The sequence below is a fragment of the Parendozoicomonas verongulae genome, from assembly GCF_009711465.1.
Classification (GTDB): domain Bacteria; phylum Pseudomonadota; class Gammaproteobacteria; order Pseudomonadales; family Endozoicomonadaceae; genus Sansalvadorimonas; species Sansalvadorimonas verongulae.
Genome location: NZ_SMME01000428.1, coordinates 1 through 299, shown reverse-complemented (window position 1 = coordinate 299; position 299 = coordinate 1).

The window sequence follows — 299 nt, the reverse complement described above, 5'->3', positions numbered from 1 at the left end:
CTATATCGTGATATGTCTGTACACGAGAGTAAGCCGGATAGTGCCGGGAACGCCGTTGTGAAAGTTGGCGGTGCTTAGAGTGAACTGTACGCTCAGAATGTCGAGAACCATGTGTACTGGAGGTACTGGAGCTGCTTTGCCTGCGAGGAGGAGGCGCCTGCCTGTCATGGCGGCCTCTCTCATAGTGTGGCGATATGTTCATACCTGAATAAACCTTTACAGCTGTTATGACAGGGGGGGGTTAAACCAATGTTTTGTATGGATGATGATGAGGGAGCAAAGGTTCAAAATGTGTCAGG